Here is a 15,011-nt window from a genome sequence, read left to right as displayed (position 1 = left end):
TGTTTGTTGTTTACCCGTCGCTCAGCCGCCTCATTTCAGCTTCGCGGCTGCGGTTCGGACTCGATACCTCTCTGCATCCCAAGCTCTCAGCGCCTCCTTCTCCTTTCGGTTAGGCTTCACGCCGATCAGCGCCGCCAGATCATGTGTGCCCGCATTCAGGGCCTTGGCCTTCTGCTCGACGGTCCAGTTCTCAATCTTCGTCGCTGCGATGCCGTCGAATTTCTCATCGACCAGGTAGTCACAGCAGGCCAAAGCCTCGTCATAGGTAATACCCAAGGCCTCAGCCACAAGCGGGGCTGGCTTGTCGGGATTCTTCACCTTCCACTCTCTCACCTGCTCTAGGTGCTGGGGAGGGGATACCTTCGGCTTTTCCTCCGCCGCAAAACCTTCAATATTGCCAGTCACGTTGCCGTGCGGCCCCCGGCCAAACATACCCACCCCCACCTTCCGGCTCGGCGCTTTCTTCCGCTCCTTGTCACCTTGCTTGATGATCTCCGCCGTCGCCACCTTGGCATTCGCCTTCTCGGTCGCCGCGGCAGGCTCCAGATCTCGGCCTTTGCTCTTCAGCTTCGGCTTTTTCTTCGCGGCCTTCGCAGCCAGCTCCGCCTCGATCTGCGACTTTGCCAGGGCATGGATCGTTTTCTCATCGAAGCCGTAGTGGCTGTAGACGGCCTTCACCAGGCCGCTGCCGATGCCCGTGATCTTCACCCACTTGGCAATGGCGGCCAGCATGATCAGAGTCTCGACCTCATGCTTTGAGGTGTCGCGCTCGATCACATGCTTCAGCACCGCTTCCCGGTAGTGCTGCTGGTTGAGGCTCTCTTTCTTCGGCGCTTGGACCTCCAGCTTCAGCCACTCCGCCATGAATCGGCAGCCGTCCATGCCAGAGTCCAGCAGCACGATGTCGAAGGTCACCAGGGCCGCTTCCATCGTCCCACCCTTTTCCGCAGCCACTTCGGCTAGGTGATCAAAGAGGACGAATCGCTCCCGTTGCTCGACCTTTTGGGCGAACAGCTCTTTCTCCCGCTGCTTGACCTCGGCTTCCGTCTTCTCTTTCTTCCCGTTCAGCATCACTCGGGCAAAGATGGGGGCGTGCTTGCCGCCCTTGGCTGCCTCGATGGCCGTTTTCTTGTCGATGAGTTCGACCAGGCCTGCATGCTTGGTATTGGCGATCTGCACCGTGCCCGCTGGGGGCACAGGTCCGATGACTTCGCGCCAGGTCGGGGCCTTCGCATCATTGTAGTGGCCCAGGATCTCGTAGGGCAGCTTGTCATCCAGCTTCACCATCTTCGCGCCTGGTTGAATCTGGCCGCTGTCGCTGATCACCTTCTCTTGGTCGGCAGGCTTCATCACCTTCACCTCGCCACCTTTCTCGGCTGCCTTCATCACCTTCAGGGTCGCATCCTGTTTTTTGCGCCAGCACTCAGGGTGCAGGCAGGTCATGGGGTCCGTCTGGCCGCGCCCGTTGCCCAGGCTGCTCGCCAGTTCCTGATCTTGCTCCGCCGCCTTTTTGGCAAAGTGCGGGCACTGGCTGCAGGCCCCCGCCGCTGGCACCAACGTCTGGTCGTCGAGGCTCCAAAGCACCCCCTTGAGAGACATGCGGTAATTCTGCGAGATGTAGTCCGCTGTTTCCCGGACGCTCCACGGCCTGTCGGCTTGCTCCTGCCAGTTCCAAACACCACCCAGAACCTTGGCCGCGCATTCTTTGCGGAACTTCTCAGTCGGGACCGAGGCGACCAGCACCAGATGTCTCTCAGAAACCTTGCCTTCCTCCAGGGCTTTTTGAAGCACCTCCGGGGCTTTCAGCATCTTCAGCTTCAGCAGCACGGTATCCACGCTCTTGCTGATTTTCTGGGCGATCTTCTGCGGCGTGTACTCGCCACCAGGCAGGTCCAGCAGTCGCTGGTAGCCTCGGGCCTCTTCCATGGCTGTCAGATCCTGCCGCTGTAGATTCTCGATCAGTTGCAGCTCCAGGACGGTGGTGTCGTCCAGATCCTGGACGATCACAGGCAGCTTGAAGAGCTTGGCATAGCGGTCTTCATCTTCCTCTTTAGCGAGCCTCTCCAGTGCCAGGCCCGTGGCACGAAAGCGCCGCTCCCCAGCGACGATCTCATAGCTCCCCGGCTTGTCTTTGCTTGGCCTGGCCAGCAGCGGCATGCGCACGCCGTGCTCATGAATGTTTTCACTCAGCTCCTGCATTGGCCCTTCATCAAAGTGCTTGCGCGGATTGGTGGGGCTGGCGTGCAGCTCCACGTATTCGAGGTACTGGATTTGGGGAGCTTCCTCCCCCTGATTCATCGGTTCAGTTTGGGCGATCATGTGGTCGTTTGCGTTTGGGTTTGAAAAAAGTCAGTCTTCCAGGTCGATGCGGTCGAGGTCGATCTCGTCAGGGTGGCAGTTGCAAAGCTTCGCCAGGCGCTCCCGCTCAGCCTGCTTGCGTTGCAGCTCCGCTAGATGCTTGGCCCGTGCGCTGATCGTGGGCAGGCCGTCGCACTTCGGTGGCAGGGCAGGCATCTCATCACCAGCCTTCCGGCCATGCGCACGGTGCTTGTTGCCCTTCTGGGCCTTGCTATAGGCAATCTGGGCGCTGGCGGATTTGCCACCGCTCATCACAAATTCGGAGCGGCTGTAGCGATCCACCAATTCACACACCACCTCCTTTTCAATGAGCTGCCAGTCCTGTTTGGAACGCCCAAAAAGCTGCGCCATCTCGCAGGGCCTCATGTTCCAGTCATGCGCCTGGTGCTGAGCGCGTGCCAGCATGAACAGCCGCTCGAGCGCCGTCAGCGGATCCGGCCCTTTGCCAAAGACGAAGTTCAGCGCTGTATTCACCGCCTGCCTGCGAGCATCATCGAGTTCCTCCAGGAGTTGCAGCACGCGTGCGATCAGCTCCTCGCGATCCATCCCCCTCAGCTCTTGCTGGTCGCTCGGCAGCCAGTCGGGGTCGACACGTGTCGACCCCGCCTCCCGTCCGATCACCTCCGTCAGCGGCGTGTTAAAATCCGCAGGATCCACGACGAGGAACTCACCTTCACGCCGCCAGACCTTGGCGAGCGTGCCACCCACATGGGCTTCGTATTGTTCACGCGCCTTGCTCAAACCTCGCCCTCCTCTCTGTCCTGAGTGTGATCCCCGGCCCGGTGCAGCGAGGCCTCCACCTTCTTCGGGTCCGGCACCTTAGCGATCCGATCCCCGGTCCAGATCTCTTTCCAATCTTGAGCAGTGGCCAGTGTTTCAGAGCTGCCCCTTGCGGACATCGGCAGCGCCGCAAAAAGTGGGGTATCTTCGACACTCTTTTGTGCCACCCCCTGGCTGGCTTCACCCACCATCCGCTTGGCTCCCAGACCATTCCGAATGGCGTTCACAAAGCTCAGCATCTCAATCATTGAATGACGAATGGCCATCGTCACCACCAATGCTTTCGGATACAGTTCCTCCATCCGCCTCACATGCTCACGCATGGTGACCTCGGCCTCCACAGCCCTCGCGCATTCGCGCTCCAGTTGTTCGTCCAGTGGCATAATTTACAGTTGGTTAGCCGCCCCTTTTTGAATGCCTGCTGCCCCGAGGATTTTGCGAGCCATGCTCACCGGGCAGAAGCCGATCTTGCGCATCGTCAGGGCAAAGCGCCAGGCCCTCACCCGATCCCCATCCGCCAGCGCCAGGACGGCCCTCAGCCCATCCTTCTCTGGGATCTGGAGAATCTCACCGACCTCGTTGCACCATTCTTGTTCAGCGATCATATAGGGCAGAGGCATGGTTAAAATTGTTTGTTGCCTGAGCCTCTGGCCTCAGCTCGCATCACATCGGCAGAGCGAAACCGGGCCGTCTCTCCACGTGTGCCGCTCATCGGTCGCAGGCCCCAGCGCTGGGCCATCCGGCGCATCCATTGGCGACGCAGGGCAGGGGACTCCATCGGCGGCTGCCAGCGCTTTTCGAGGTCCGCCCAGGTCAGCAGCCCGTCATGAATTTCGGTGGGTGCGCTCATGCTGCTTGGCGCACCTCCTCAGCGTCCAAAGGTTTCGCATGCACGCACATCGCTGCGTAGGGCCGTTCGGCAAAAAAGATCGCCACCTCAGGCAGCCTAATTGCCAGCCCCGCCGCCTCGCAGGCATTCTTAGCTTCCAGCGTGCGAAACCATTTTTTGGCCACACCCTCAGCGATAACGGTCACTTCACAGCGCATGGTTAGCCTTCCTCCTCTTTAAGGCATTTCAGGCAGCAGGTGATCAACATACCCTCGGCCTGCGTGTAAGGATCATGCGTCCAAGGCTTGACCCGCAGTTGGTCATCAGGCTTTTCAGCGGCGCAGTCCAAGCAGTATCGCTGATCCACAGCCTTGATCTCAGGATGCTCGACGGTAGCCTCATCGCACAAAGGGCACGTGGCCTCCTTGACGACGATTTCACACGACCCACAAAGCCGTGCCTCTTCGATTGTAATCACCCCCGGATAAAGGGTTCCCCGGCGTAGTCCAACGCTCATAATATTTTGTTAGTGATGGGTTATCCTTCCGTGTTTTCCGCACCTTCCGTGGTCGTCTCTTCTGCCCTCGGCAGCTCGCGCTGCAGCCGCTCATGCAGTTGATCCAGGCACTTCAGCACCTCGCCCTGGCGGGCCTGGGCACCCTTCAGGGCATCGCCATAATCCTCGACGCTCAGCGTGGTCGCTGCCGTCTGGATCAGTTCCTGCACCAGGCGCGACTCGCAGCGCACGGCCCGGACGATGTGATACAGATCCCCGGTGGTCAGCTTTGGATCCAGCACTAGCGCCGCAAAGGGATCCACACCCTCCAGATCCTGAGGACTGGCCTCGAACTGCGCACACAGCGCCTTGTATTCCCGCCAGCCTTCCGCCGTCATCACGGCCCGTCCCGCGCAGCCGTCCACGTAGTGCAGCCCATCGGCGGCGTTGACGGTCAGCAGGCAGGTATTGCAGCCCGCCAGCCGGAACTGTTCGGCTGCCTTTCTCATCGGCAGCGGTGTCATGGATGCTTCATTCATGGTCTTTCAGTGCCTCCTTGGTTCATTGAAATTTTCACCTGCATGGACTCAGGCGTTTCGATCCAGTTGCAGTCATTGCAGCCCTTCGTGACGTCCGGCAGACCCTGCTTTTCCCAGCGCAAATCTTCGAGATTCTGGCTACCACAATCCGGGCAGCTCGGTCGCCACAGAGCCAGCTCACCTAGAAGAGGAGGCGCTTTCGCCGCTCGCTCGATGCGCTCCGCCTCAGCGATCTGGAAGGCGAGGGAAACAATCAGGTTGCCCAGCGGCGTCTTCCTGGGCTTCCAAGCCTTTGCCTCAAAAGGCCACCAGCTCGAAGGATCACCCGCGTTGCCCAGGTGCTCTTGTTCCAGCGCCGCCCGCGCATACTCCAGTGAGGCCAGATTCAGCTCACCGTTCACATGCCGATCATCGTGCGCCGCATCAAAGCCCTTGGCCCCTTGCACCGCCCGCTCCGTCAGCACCAGTTCGAAGACGGATGTCAGCCCCATCTCCGACAGCAGATCATCCGCCATGCGCTCCAACAGCGCCCGAGGCCCCTTGACCAGCTTCATCGCTACAAGCCAATCCATGATCACCTCCCGGATGATCCGGCGTGGGTAGAGCGGCGCGTTCACAGCGAAGGCTCCTTTCTATGTGCATCGGTGAACCAATCGAACAGCCCGGCTGCCTTGAAGGCGTCGGAAACCTGATCGTAAAAAAACGTGTCTCGCCCGCCCTCAAAACCGAAGGCCGTCAGCACGATCATCAGATCCTGACGCAGAGGCCAGTCCAGCGACACGATCTCCAGGAGACTCGTCTTCTGGCCATTCCATAGAGAATACAGCAGATTACGCAGCGTGTAGCCCTGGCCCGTCTTTTGCGCACAGACCTCCACCAGCCGTTCCAGCGCTGCAGGCGCATTCTGCGCCAACACCCGCTGTTGTTGCTGCTGATTCCGCAGCGTCCCGAAAAAATCCAGGAAGGCCTCCACGGTTTCAGGCTTCGGTGCCTCAAGTGTTGAGCTCATAATTCGGATGTTTGGTTTGTTGTTTGCTCACACGAGAGCCATCTCATCGACCTTGTTGATCTGGTACTTCCTCACCGCTCCGCCCCGGCTGATGAGCTGGTAACCACTTGGGAAGATTCGTCCGTTGAACTTCTCGGCCAGCTTCCCGAAGGCGCTTCGATGGCTCGCAATGCTTGTGTCCTTCCTGAAAATCTGCGGGAAGTACCCGTTCATCTGGGCCATGTCCCGGACAAATTGGGCGTCCAGCACTTCACCGCTTGCACCGCTTTTTTGGATCATTTCGAGCAGGCGCTCCATCTCGACGGCATCACTGTCTGGAAGCTGTTTCAGCCTCCCAAACTTCAGCCGCAAAGTGTCGAGAATTTCCCTGGGGAAAACAAAGCAGCGGCCATACGTATCCACCTCTTCCACCTGGAACACACAGCCCATGGCTTTGGAGTAGCGACGAACCAAAAAGCCAAATTCGATCTGTCTTTCGATGGGCCAATTTTTACCCACCTCTTCAATGTAGCGTAGGACGGGAAGGGTCCCAGCTCGGTCCGGCACGCCCCCCATCCCTTCAGCCGCGATGTACTCGCCCCTCTTGCGCAGACTCGGCAGCACCTCAGCGGTAACCCATTTGCGGAAGCTCTTAGCCTCAGCCTTCCGACTCTTGAAGATCAGAGCGTAGAGGCCTGATTCGGAAATGATGTTGAAGCACTGAGCCCCACCGCGTTTCCCTGAATGACCCTCAGTATTATCTAGGGTCATCTTTTCGTCATCATCCAGCGCCTTGATTGCTTCGCTAGGGTTGGAGATCTCCAAAATTCGGCAGACGTCCGCCGCCACAAACCAAGGCTCCGCGCCCCTTTCCACCACACGCACAGCCTGGGAGTTAAAGTCGAATATTTTAAGCGTCATAAAATGGAGCGATAAAAGTGCCGTTCCAGATTTAGGCAGCGATGGCAGTCTGTGCTGCCGCCTCGGGGGTTGTGCCTTTCAGTTGGGCGCGAAGGATTTTGAGTCCGCGCTCAAGGGCCAGTCTCGCAATGTCGGACTTGGACAAGCCAGTCTCGACGCTTGCAGTCTCAATATCTTCACTCAGCTCGTTTGAGATTCGCAGGCTCATTGGCTTGACTGCATTCCGTTCGTCTGTTTGGGGATTTGTGCTCATGATTATGTAGCGGTTTAAACTACATTACGCATCCCATCAATTTTATTTTGTGTTTTTTTTAACTACATGCACTCTCTTGCATGGCACGCCCCAAAAGCACCGAAGGAGGTGAACCCGTTTCAATACGCATCAGTGATAGGCTCATGGACGAAGTCAGAGCTGCTGCTGATCAACTCGATAAAAGCCTGCATGAGACCATGCGTGAAGCTCTTCGGATCGGCTTAGCCGATCTCAAAAGAATCAACTATGACATCAGCGGCGCTGTCCTTGATGCAATTTCAAAGCCCGTCCCCCTAGCCGTGAACCAGGGGGAGGGCACCCCGATTGTGAAAGCTGCTCATTTGTTCGGGCACACCACGCCCGCGTCTTCCTCGAAAGCGGCGGAGCAGCATGCGACAGGAACCGATGGCGAGGCGAAATCGAAGAAAGTCACTTATCGCTCTGGCAGGAAGAAGTAGACCTAGAGCAGCCTAACCAATCATCCAACATTATTATAGGCCCATGGTAATCCCACGGGCCTTTTTCATATCACTAAACCCAGCTCGGCCGCCAGCTTCTTATTGTAAGCCTTCGCCCCGATCACTGCATCAGCCATCATTGCGGCCCATACGATCCATCCTGCTGCCACAAGGCTGCTCAGGGCAGCAAAGGCAAAGATGGCCAAGAATCCCACAGCTAAAAAGATCTGCTTCCATGCTCGACAATAAATCTGGCCTCCAAAGGGAAGGAGGGCGCTTAATGCGAGCGCCAATCCTGGCGATTTTTTACGCTCTTCGAATTGCTGACGAGCATGGTTCTGCATCTGCTGGCGTCGCTGTTTGATGGCGTCCTCTTTTCTTTGAAAGTCAGCCGCCTGTTCCACATGTTCGATCAGCGGTGTCCAGTCCGGACTGCCTTCCTCACAGATCATGGCTTTAGCGGTCGCTGAACCGGAATGCCACATGTTCAGGAGCTGGGCGTCAGTGAACGGTCCCTCCGCAGCGCTTTCTCCAGTCTTGGACAGCCAATAGGTAATCATCCCTATGACTAAATCCAAGCCTGCTCATGAAATCAAGGATTAAACTTTCACGGCTTCAGCGCCCAAAACTTGGAGGCATCCGTCTTCGTCTTCAAGGCCCGGTAATGCCGATGCAACATCGCTGCTGACTCATGGCCCATCTGAGTCTGCAGTTGCGCTTCGTTTTGGTGCATCGCGTAGTGCATGGAGGCATACGTGTGCCTCAGCGCGTTGTGTGGCCACCGCCCAAAGGGGGCAGGCTCAGGATCCTTTCGCGCTTTCTTCCTCTCGTTCCGGCTCAAGCCATCGCCGCTGTTGCCCGCATCCCAGCCCAGCTTGCTGCGGAATACCCGCCAGCGCCCGTCCCACCACTTGCCCGTGATCTTCCCTTCCAGCTTCAGTCCCGAGGCCTTCAGCCAGGCCACTGCATTCTCACTGAGGTCCACGATGCGCCGCCTTCTTGTCTTCGCCTGGCTGCCTGCCACCACCACCGTCGCTGCCTCCAGATCCACAGCGCTCCAATCCAGCCTCGCGATCTCCGCAGGTCGCAGCCCCGCGTAAAGGCCCAGCACCACAAAGCCGATCACCTGCGGATCCTTGACCGCCGCTCGCAGCAGCAGCTCGCATTGCTCGACCGTCAACGTGCCGATCTCGCCATCCCCGAGCTTCGGCTTTGCCACTTCCGCACATGGATTCAGCGACAGGTATCCCTTCTTGATTCCCCAGGAAAAAAGCGCCGAGGCATCGCCCAGATAGTTCACCCATGTCTTCGGTGCCCACTTGTTCCGCTTCAGCCATCTCTCGATGTCCTGCCCCCGGATCTCATTCGCGGGCCTCGACTCCAGTTCATTTTTCAAAGCCCCCAGCGACACCTTGAGCTGCCGATGATATCTCGGCGTGGAGTGCTCGTACTTATCATTGAGAAATCGCTGCACCATCGCCCCGAATGAGATCGACTCTTTGGTCACTCCATGCTTCAGGAAAAACTCAGCAGCTTCAGTCAAAGTTGCCCCGGCATCCTTGAGCTTGGATCTTACCAGCAGCACTTCCGTGATTTCGGCTGAGGTCAGATGAGTCAGCGAGGTGCCGTGCCTTTCGGCGGCATTCTCATGATCTTCCTGCGCTGTTTTTGCCGCCAGTCCGGTCGGATAGTTTTTCTGGACTCGCTTCCCATCGACCATCCCCAGGTCGAGCTGGTAGACGATTTTTCCGCTAGGAAGCTTTCTCTTTCGAATGGGCATTACCCAGCAGGGATAGGCGTTACACGTGTAACGTCAATCGTGACTTTTCGGGCCTTTTCGGGCCGTTTGCAGCCGCGCTTGTCTCTCCTCCCTCCTACGTACAGCCTCCCTCAGTGGTGCCGGAGACAGGACTCGAACCTGCACTAGTTACCCAACCAGATCCTAAGTCTGGCGCGTCTACCAATTCCGCCACTCCGGCAAAGAAGGACTGAACCTCTTTATGTTCCCTCTTGGGGGGCTTGCTGCAAATGATTTGTGCGCAGACAGCGCAAGGCCAGCCAGCCAGTGAGCAGGACGACGAGGAGGGGGAGGAGGCCGATTTTGAGGTTGCTGCCGATCCAGGGGAGCCAGCCGGGCTGGCTGCGGGTGAGGGCGCTGAAGTATTTCAGCCCGAAGACCCAGCCGCCATGAAGGCCGATGCCCAGCCAGAGGGCGCTGGTTTTCATGCGCGCCTGAGCGAGCACCCAGCCGACGGCAAAAAGGGTGGCGAATTCGGCCAGGAGGAAGTCCACATCGCCAAAGCCGGCGGCGATCTGCCGCAGGACGAGGAAACCGCTGGCCCAGGTGACCTCGGCATCCTCAATCTGCCAGCCCTCGGGTGGTTTCATGAAGTGGACGATGGCAAAGATGAAGGTCCCTGCGAGCAAGGCACCCCGTGCGCTCATGGTGCGAAGCAGCAGGCCCAGGAGGAGACCGCGAAAGAAAAACTCCTCCACGATCCCTGCGCCGAGGGCGGCGGTGAGGGGCTCGCCAAACTTGAACCAATCGGGCCTGGGCCGGAGCTGGTAGGCACCCATTTTCAAGAAGATGAAACCTAGGGCCAAGAGCAGGCCAGCTGCCAGAACAAACCCCAGAGCCCACTGCGCCACGCCCCGGCCCACGGGCTGCCAGGTGGGCAGCAGCTGGCGGTCCAGCCGCACCCAGCGTAGGAAGGGAATGATGAAAACGATGGCGCAGAGGAGCACCGCCCGGTTAAAGTAACGGGAAAAGTGCGCGCGCTGGATTTCTGAGAGCAACCAGTTGCCTAATCTGGTTGGGTTGTCAGTCAGCCAACCTTTGGCCCATTGCCCGAGGTCAAACAGCACGGGCGCTAGCAGAGCACCGCCCAGCATGACGGCGCCCAAATAGAGCAGAAGCTTGGGCAGGGCAGAGGGGGGGCTGGCGTTGGCAGCTTGCATGGTGGCGATACTAGCGCATCCTGCGCACTCTCAATGACCAAAAACCAAATCCACGAATGGCACGAGCGCCTGGAAGACAACCGGAAACAGTACATTCGCGCCCACTGGAACTCACGCGAGTGGCTCTTCCGCCTGGCCCATCCTGATGGAGAGGAGTGGATGCCCATGCAACCCACAGCCGATACGTGGCTGAAACTGCATGATCTCCTTTTCCGCAAATACCAGCGCAAAAAGCTGCCGCTGAAGCACATCAAAACCGTGGAATCGGCCATGGAAAAGCTGGGCATCCCGGTGCCAACCCACGGCGGCCCTGAGACAGCGGAAGAGGAGGAGTATTGAGAGAGCCTTCTTGTGTTTCTACCGCCATTTGCTGACGTACTGCGTTAGTTCCCCCCAGGGATCCCTCCATGGGCCGGGCCTTTTTCACCCGGGCGCGTAGAGGGGCATGAACTGCCTTGGGATAACGAGGCCCCGACAGCAGTGATTACCCTCTGTCTTTTTCGACAACGACGCCGCCACCGTGAGCTGCGCCAAAACGAAGGCCCACCTGCACCTCGGGGAAGTGAAGCTGCCAGGCTGCCTGCACATCACGTCGTCTCATGAAGGTTCCCAAAAGGGCCAATACAAACGCCCCGCCTCCGAGGGTGGCCGCGAAGATACGGGCGATGTGGCCGTGATCTGTGGACAGTGTCGTCGCAGCCGTGCGGCGCTGTTTTTCCAGAAGCTGCATCTGGGTCATGACCACGCGCAGGCTGGCGGCCAGCCTTTGGTCTAGCGGTTGCTCTTTTACAGCCATGAGGGCTGCCATGTGTTGGGACAGGCCACTGATTTCGGCTGTCGGATAGCGTTGCCAGAGGCTGGGGGAAAGTGACAGGGCCAGGGAATCACTCGCCCGATCGTACGCCAGGAGGATGGCGTCCCGGTTCGGGCTCCAGTGCTGGCGCAGATCTCTGGCCTGGCTGCGGAGGGTCTGGCCCGAGGGCAGGAAAGTGCCAGCATTCAGCCAGACATCCGCCTGAAGGGCAGCCCGGCAGGCGGCGATTTCCCTGGCCAGTTCCGCCTGCCTTGGTTCGGGCAGGGCGCGGGTGTCATCCCGAAGACCGTTGGCGGGTGGGGGCGGAAGATCCTGCGTCCCCGCCAGGGCCGTGAGGCTCAGGCCGGCAAATAAAAGCAGGGCTGCAAAGGACCGGGTCATGACTTTCGGAAGGTCGTCTTGAGGGATGCAGCATGCAACAGGCAGTCAGGCCGCATGCTGATAATGGCGCACGCGCTGGTAGGTCACGATGCTGAAGCTATGGGCGTGATGAGAGTCCGCCGGGTGGTCTTGGCGAGTCACGGGTTCCCAATCATCGTGGCTGAAGGCAGGGAAGGGCACTCCGTTGCCTAAGGCATCGTTTACATGGGTGATGATGAGGCGGTCCGCCAGGGGCATCGCTGCCTCGTAGGCCGCCGCCCCTCCGCACACGACCAATTCGGTCTGTCGTGCCTCCCCCGCTTGCCGCAAGGCCGAAGAGACGCCACCCACACGTTCCCCCCAAAACGGGACAAACTTTTCATTCATCGTCAGCACCAGCGGATGGTGGTCGGAGAACCAGCCGAGCATCTCCTCATAGGTCCTGCGGCCTAACAGCAGCCATTTCCCCTGCGTGTAGGCGCGGAAACTGGCGCGATCATCTGGCAGATCCCAGGGGACGCCTTGGCTTCTGGAAATGTAACCATCCGATGAAACCGCAGCGATAAGAGTCAGCAGGGGCGTCATGATGGCAATGGAGCATCCTCCCATGTACAATTCAAGGCCTGCCTAAAGAGTCTGCTGCGGCTATGCCAAAGGCGCGGCGCGGACGGTAGTAGGAGGGTGCGCGCCAGAAGCCGCGCTGTAGAAAGCAGGCGGCGGCCAAAAACATCACAGAACCCACGGCCGACATCCAGAGTGCAGAGCGATCTGGCGCGAAGATCCCTGCCACCATTACGGATATCGGCAGCAGCATGATGACAAAGCGCCACGATGACCCGACATAAGAATTGAAAGTGAGAAGCACCGCAGAGACTCCGGCGGTGATGAGGGCGGCGTTGAGACACTCAATGCCTAACGAAGAGTTTGGAGAAAAAATCGCCCCCGTCAGGGCCGTCTGCGACGCGGCCAACAGGCCTAGCATGATCGGAACACTGAGCAAGGCCAGCGTCAGCCTTCGGGTGGAGAGGGGGACGGAGCGCAGCATCCGCAGGCTGAACCAGTCAGCCACCACGGCAGGGACAACCATCATCGTGATCACCAGTTGATCGTTGATCTGGCGGGCGTCTTCAGCGGAGATGGTCCGGCCTCGCCATAACCGTAAGGCCCAGAAGGTGCAGGCAAAGAATAATAGCAGGCTCAGCAGCCTCCCATGTATAGTGAGGAGGAGCAGCAGCAGGCCGCCGCTCCCAGTGGCGGGTGTGCTGGCATTTGTGGTTGTTGGGGACTGTGTGCAGGCGGTCACCTTCAGACGGCTCTGCGCCACCTTGCCTGCCTGAATGAACGAAAAAGCTACGAGTGGTGGGATGAGCGCGAGCATGATCCATTGCCAGGGCTGCACCGCCGCAGGAGTGCCCGGCAACTGCGAGCGGAGCATGAAAAAACCTGGGAACAGTAAGCCCCACAGCGCACCACAGGGGACAGTCACCATCCATTCCACCTTCGTCTCCGGCTTGCGTGGCAGGATAAAACGCCACATGAGGAACATGAGGGCGGATAGGCCAATGCCGAGAAGCGTTACGACTATGAGGGAAAACCACGGCGCTGCCAGCCCCGGCAAAGGGGCCTGGGCATGGCCGGCCTGCTGCCAGAGGAGGCCCAGTGCCAGTAGCGGGGTGCTGAGGAGTGTGGGCAGACAGACCGAGATGAACCACCACACACGGTCCTGCTCCTGCCTGGAAACAGGCTGGAGACGAACAGTGTAAAGCACGCCAGTTCCAGCATCCACATGGAGGAGTGCCAGAGCCAGTGGGGGAAAGCTGAGGAGGTTACGGGTGAAAAAAGCCAGACTCCCGATGACCAGGATGTAAGCGGCCCAGACCCAGCGCCACCGGTTTAAATAATCGAGCAGGATTCGTGTCATGGCGGCAGGGGCTATTGAGTGAGGGCGAGGAAGAGTTCCTCCAGCGAGAGGGGCTGCGCGTGTAGGTCCTGCACACCGCGTGAGGTGAGCCCGGCTACAGATGTCCTGTGCGTGTCCAGCACGGCCCGCCAGCGATCGCCCGCCTGCTCTTGGACCGTAAGCCCCGGCAACCCTCGAAGGAGGAGGTCCTTGCTGCGGAACTCCAACTGGAGGTGGCTCTCCACTAAGGCTGAGGTGGTGCCGCTGGTCAGCACACGGCCCTGATGGAGGATACTGACCTGATCCGCGAAACGCTCCAGATCACTGATCTGGTGAGAAGAGAGCAAAACGGTGCGGGATTCATCTTTCACGATGGTTAGTAATTCGGAAAAGAGGGACTTCTTTGAGTGGGCGTCCAGGCCTGTGGTGGGCTCATCCAGCACGAGGAATTGAGGGCGCCAGGCCATGGCCAGGACCAGAGCCAGCTTCATTCGCCCACCAAAGGAGAGTGTGGCGATGCGGTCCCCGGCACTGAGACCAAAAGACTGCATGAGCCGGGTGGCTAGTGATTCGTCCCAACCCGGATGAAAACCGCGCACAAAACGGATGGCGCGGCTCACCTTTCCCCAGGCCATGTAGCTGAGGTCTGGCCCCACATAGGCGGCGCTTTGTTTCACCTCCACTTCGTGCCGCACGTGGTCCAGCCCGTTGACCTGGATGCTGCCGGCATCGGGTAGGCCCATACCAAAGATCTGGTCCAGCAGGGTGGTCTTGCCTGCGCCATTGGGACCGATGAGGCCATAGATGGTGCCGGACGGCACGCTCAGGCTGATGGGGCCAAGGCTGAAACGAGGAAAGCGTTTTTCCAAACCGGTAATTTCAAGGGCAGTGGCATTCATGAGGCGGTGGGGTGGAGCGTTTGCATGAAAAGTTGCTGGATCTCAGTTGGGGAAAGGCCTGCTTCGGTGGCTTCCCGCAGGGCGTTGCGCAGGTGGCTCCGCGCCTGCGCAATCTTCACCTCACGGGAGCGATCCTGCCCCCGTGCGGCGACAAATGTGCCCCGGCCCTGGCGGCGGTAGATGATGCCCTCGCGCTCCAGTTCCTCGTAAGCCCGCTTCACCGTGATGACGCTGACCATCAGGTCCCCCGCGAGCTGGCGGAAGGAGGGCAGCGCCGAGTCCGGCTCCAGCAGCCCCTCGCTGATGATCCTTTTCAGCCCCGTGATGATCTGCTCATACAGCGTCCCAGGGGCCGCCGGGGAAATGGCAGGCAGGAGCAGCTTGATGGAGGGTGTGTTGGACATGCAGTTGATCTACTGTGCATATTTAATATGCACAATAGTTCCGCGTCAAGACAT

20 protein-coding genes and 1 tRNA gene are annotated in these 15,011 nt (G+C 59.2%); 2 read left to right on the top strand and 19 right to left on the bottom strand.

Features of this window, described 5'->3' with window-relative positions; translation table 11 throughout:
- Positions 1-30: 30 nt before the first annotated feature.
- The 10 genes from ABEB25_RS09775 to ABEB25_RS09730 form a co-directional block, all read right to left on the bottom strand.
- Positions 31-2,319 carry a ParB/RepB/Spo0J family partition protein gene (locus tag ABEB25_RS09775; protein WP_345736203.1) on the bottom strand — a complete coding sequence of 763 codons (2,289 nt, stop codon included), beginning with the start codon at positions 2,317-2,319 and terminating at the stop codon, positions 31-33.
- 30 nt (positions 2,320-2,349) lie between these two features.
- Entirely contained in the window at positions 2,350-3,099 is a 750-nt protein-coding gene (locus ABEB25_RS09770; RefSeq protein WP_345736202.1) for a hypothetical protein, read from the bottom strand.
- The gene (locus tag ABEB25_RS09765) at positions 3,096-3,521 is read right to left on the bottom strand and encodes a hypothetical protein (RefSeq protein ID WP_345736201.1); all 426 of its coding nucleotides are present in this window, start codon (positions 3,519-3,521) and stop codon (positions 3,096-3,098) included. The genes ABEB25_RS09770 and ABEB25_RS09765 overlap by 4 nt, the downstream gene beginning before the upstream one ends.
- A 3-nt stretch (positions 3,522-3,524) precedes the next feature.
- Positions 3,525-3,758: a hypothetical protein gene (locus ABEB25_RS09760; RefSeq protein ID WP_345736200.1), complete on the bottom strand. Its 234-nt coding sequence runs from the start codon at positions 3,756-3,758 to the stop codon at positions 3,525-3,527.
- 2 nt (positions 3,759-3,760) lie between these two features.
- Complete coding sequence (locus ABEB25_RS09755) at positions 3,761-3,988, bottom strand: hypothetical protein (RefSeq protein ID WP_345736199.1); 228 nt, start codon at positions 3,986-3,988, stop codon at positions 3,761-3,763.
- Positions 3,985-4,185, bottom strand: coding sequence for a hypothetical protein (locus tag ABEB25_RS09750; RefSeq protein WP_345736198.1), 201 nt, complete (start codon positions 4,183-4,185; stop codon positions 3,985-3,987). The genes ABEB25_RS09755 and ABEB25_RS09750 overlap by 4 nt, the downstream gene beginning before the upstream one ends.
- A 319-nt stretch (positions 4,186-4,504) precedes the next feature.
- Entirely contained in the window at positions 4,505-5,002 is a 498-nt protein-coding gene (locus ABEB25_RS09745) for a hypothetical protein (protein WP_345736197.1), read from the bottom strand.
- On the bottom strand, positions 4,999-5,619 hold the full coding sequence (locus ABEB25_RS09740; protein ID WP_345736196.1) for a hypothetical protein: 621 nt from the start codon (positions 5,617-5,619) through the stop codon (positions 4,999-5,001). The genes ABEB25_RS09745 and ABEB25_RS09740 overlap by 4 nt, the downstream gene beginning before the upstream one ends.
- Entirely contained in the window at positions 5,616-6,011 is a 396-nt protein-coding gene (locus ABEB25_RS09735) for a DUF7673 family protein (RefSeq protein WP_345736195.1), read from the bottom strand. The genes ABEB25_RS09740 and ABEB25_RS09735 overlap by 4 nt, the downstream gene beginning before the upstream one ends.
- 27 nt (positions 6,012-6,038) lie before the next feature.
- Positions 6,039-6,911 carry a BRO-N domain-containing protein gene (locus ABEB25_RS09730; RefSeq protein ID WP_345736194.1) on the bottom strand — a complete coding sequence of 291 codons (873 nt, stop codon included), beginning with the start codon at positions 6,909-6,911 and terminating at the stop codon, positions 6,039-6,041.
- 396 nt (positions 6,912-7,307) lie between these two features.
- Between ABEB25_RS09730 and ABEB25_RS09725 the strand changes: the two genes are divergently transcribed.
- Positions 7,308-7,622 (top strand): hypothetical protein, encoded by a 315-nt coding sequence (locus ABEB25_RS09725; protein WP_486360836.1) that lies wholly within the window; start codon positions 7,308-7,310, stop codon positions 7,620-7,622.
- Between the two features lie 65 nt (positions 7,623-7,687).
- On the opposite strand, the gene ABEB25_RS09720 is transcribed toward ABEB25_RS09725, so the two are convergent.
- The 4 genes from ABEB25_RS09720 to ABEB25_RS09705 all read right to left on the bottom strand — a co-directional run bounded on the left by ABEB25_RS09720 (position 7,688) and on the right by ABEB25_RS09705 (position 10,580).
- Positions 7,688-8,200, bottom strand: a complete 513-nt coding sequence (locus ABEB25_RS09720) for a GYF domain-containing protein (RefSeq protein WP_345736192.1) — start codon at positions 8,198-8,200, stop codon at positions 7,688-7,690.
- 29 nt (positions 8,201-8,229) lie between these two features.
- Positions 8,230-9,402: a tyrosine-type recombinase/integrase gene (locus ABEB25_RS09715; protein WP_345736191.1), complete on the bottom strand. Its 1,173-nt coding sequence runs from the start codon at positions 9,400-9,402 to the stop codon at positions 8,230-8,232.
- Positions 9,403-9,516: 114 nt separating this feature from the next.
- Positions 9,517-9,601: transfer RNA gene (locus ABEB25_RS09710), tRNA-Leu, on the bottom strand.
- A gap of 19 nt (positions 9,602-9,620) precedes the next feature.
- Positions 9,621-10,580 carry a CPBP family glutamic-type intramembrane protease gene (locus tag ABEB25_RS09705; RefSeq protein ID WP_345736190.1) on the bottom strand — a complete coding sequence of 320 codons (960 nt, stop codon included), beginning with the start codon at positions 10,578-10,580 and terminating at the stop codon, positions 9,621-9,623.
- Between the two features lie 33 nt (positions 10,581-10,613).
- On the opposite strand from ABEB25_RS09705, the gene ABEB25_RS09700 reads away from it, so the two are divergent.
- Positions 10,614-10,919 (top strand): hypothetical protein, encoded by a 306-nt coding sequence (locus ABEB25_RS09700; protein ID WP_345736189.1) that lies wholly within the window; start codon positions 10,614-10,616, stop codon positions 10,917-10,919.
- A 145-nt stretch (positions 10,920-11,064) separates the two neighbouring features.
- Here ABEB25_RS09700 and ABEB25_RS09695 read toward each other — a convergent pair whose 3' ends face one another.
- From ABEB25_RS09695 to ABEB25_RS09675, 5 genes are read right to left on the bottom strand one after another with little or no spacing between them, the layout of a single operon-like run.
- The gene (locus ABEB25_RS09695; RefSeq protein WP_345736188.1) at positions 11,065-11,775 is read right to left on the bottom strand and encodes a hypothetical protein; all 711 of its coding nucleotides are present in this window, start codon (positions 11,773-11,775) and stop codon (positions 11,065-11,067) included.
- Positions 11,776-11,820: 45 nt separating this feature from the next.
- Entirely contained in the window at positions 11,821-12,339 is a 519-nt protein-coding gene (locus tag ABEB25_RS09690) for a dihydrofolate reductase (RefSeq protein ID WP_345736187.1), read from the bottom strand.
- 31 nt (positions 12,340-12,370) lie between these two features.
- On the bottom strand, positions 12,371-13,675 hold the full coding sequence (locus ABEB25_RS09685) for a hypothetical protein (protein WP_345736186.1): 1,305 nt from the start codon (positions 13,673-13,675) through the stop codon (positions 12,371-12,373).
- An 11-nt stretch (positions 13,676-13,686) separates the two neighbouring features.
- Positions 13,687-14,553: an ABC transporter ATP-binding protein gene (locus tag ABEB25_RS09680; protein ID WP_345736185.1), complete on the bottom strand. Its 867-nt coding sequence runs from the start codon at positions 14,551-14,553 to the stop codon at positions 13,687-13,689.
- Entirely contained in the window at positions 14,550-14,957 is a 408-nt protein-coding gene (locus ABEB25_RS09675) for a GntR family transcriptional regulator (RefSeq protein ID WP_345736184.1), read from the bottom strand. Before ABEB25_RS09675 ends, ABEB25_RS09680 begins: the two co-directional genes overlap by 4 nt.
- Between the last annotated feature and the right edge of the window lie 54 nt (positions 14,958-15,011).

This window comes from Prosthecobacter algae (assembly GCF_039542385.1).
In the GTDB taxonomy this organism is placed as follows: domain Bacteria; phylum Verrucomicrobiota; class Verrucomicrobiia; order Verrucomicrobiales; family Verrucomicrobiaceae; genus Prosthecobacter; species Prosthecobacter algae.
The sequence above is the reverse complement of the archived record's forward strand: the minus strand, read 5'-3'. Positions and strand labels throughout refer to the sequence as shown.